The 1533-nt window shown below is 71.8% G+C and carries 1 protein-coding gene; it reads right to left on the reverse strand.

The features are described 5' to 3' along the window. Positions 1-34: 34 nt before the first annotated feature. A complete protein-coding gene (locus AB0B76_RS58935; protein ID WP_360395187.1) occupies positions 35-1531 on the reverse strand; it encodes an ISL3 family transposase in 1497 nt (498 codons plus the stop codon). Between the last annotated feature and the right edge of the window lie 2 nt (positions 1532-1533).

Here is a 1533-nt window from a genome sequence, read left to right on the forward strand (position 1 = left end):
GGCTCTGGCGCAAAGACGGTGGTGGTCTCGGCGCTCATGCGAGCAGGATTCTGTGTCGTAGCAACGGGAATCCGGCTCTGCCGTACATTTGGCGCTTCAGGAATTTGACCTTGGTGTTGGCGCCTTCGATCGGGCCGTTGCTGTAGGGCAGGGTCAGGCCGGCCACGACGGCGGGCAGGTCCTTGCGCAGGCCGTGGCAGAAGGCGTGCAGCGCGGGCAGGTCGTCTCGGTCCACAGTGTCCAGCCAGGTGTGCAGGTCATGGCCGCGGCGGTGGGTGAGCAACTCGGCGAACTCGCGTATCCGTGCGGCGAGGGTGGTCAGCGGTGGGCAGCTGGCGACGAGGTCGGCCAGGTGCCGGCGGTGCGGTGCGGGTAGGTCGGCGGGCCGGGTCATGAGCCAGGCGACCAGCCGCCGTGGTGATGGCGGTGTGGTGGCCGCGTCCGCGCGGCCCTGGTTGAGGTAGCGCACCAGCAGGTTGGCGCTGCCGGGGTAGCCCTGTTCGCGGATCTCGGCCAGCAGCCGGGTCACCGCGACGCCGGGTTCCTCGGTGAGCCGCCGGCGCAGGTGGTCGCGGTAGGGGTCGACGAGGGTCGCGCGGTACTGGGCCGGGCGCTGCAACTGCTCTGCGGTCGCGGCGCGGGCATACCGTTTGACGGTGTTGAGCGCCCAGCCCAGCCGGCGGGCGCACTCCAGCAGCCCGGCCCCCTGGTTGAGCAGGGTATGCACCGCGGCGTGCCGCTGCCGGGTGTGCTGCTGGCGGGCGAGGGTCATCCTGGGCGGTCCGGCGTGCCAGCAGTTGCTGTGCGCGATCACGGTCTTCTCCACCGCGGCGGCGAGGCCGTGCCACAGATGCCACCGGTCGCTGACCTGCACCGCGCCAGGTGCGCCCTGGCGGATCGCTTCGGCGTAGGTCGCTGACCCGTCCCGGCACACGACCTCGATACCGGGATGGTCGCGCAGCCAGCCGGCGAGGGTGGCGGCCTTGCGATCGGGCAGCACGTCGATGCGGCGGTGCGTGACCGGGTCGATGATCAGCGTGGCGTATCGACGCCCTCGCCGCAGCGAAAAGTCGTCAACACTGACCACCGCCGACGTCGGCGGGGCCGGGACCGGCAGCGCCATCACCTGCCGCAACACCGTCGAACGCGACACCCGGACCCCGAACCGGGACAGCACCGCCGCGCCTGCCCGGCCCGCCACGGTCACACCGGTCTGCGCGATCAACGTCGTCAGCCGGTGCGTGCGCCGGCCCCACCGGGCCGCCAACCGCGGCAACTGCTCCCGGAACGTCCGCCTGGCGCAAGCATGGTTCCGGCATGCCAGCCGCCGCACCCGCAGCTCGAGCACGACACCACGGCCGGCGACCGGCAGGTCCGCCAACCGCCGCACGTGATAGGCGTGCACCCGCCGTGTCCGCCACCCACACCCCGGGCACGCCACCGCCCCCGACCGGGTCCGAGCCCGAATCCGCACCGTATCGCCCTGGTCAACGACTTGATCGACCACTATGGACACCAGCCCGGCGAACAATA

This window comes from Dactylosporangium sp. NPDC049140, from assembly GCF_040648435.1.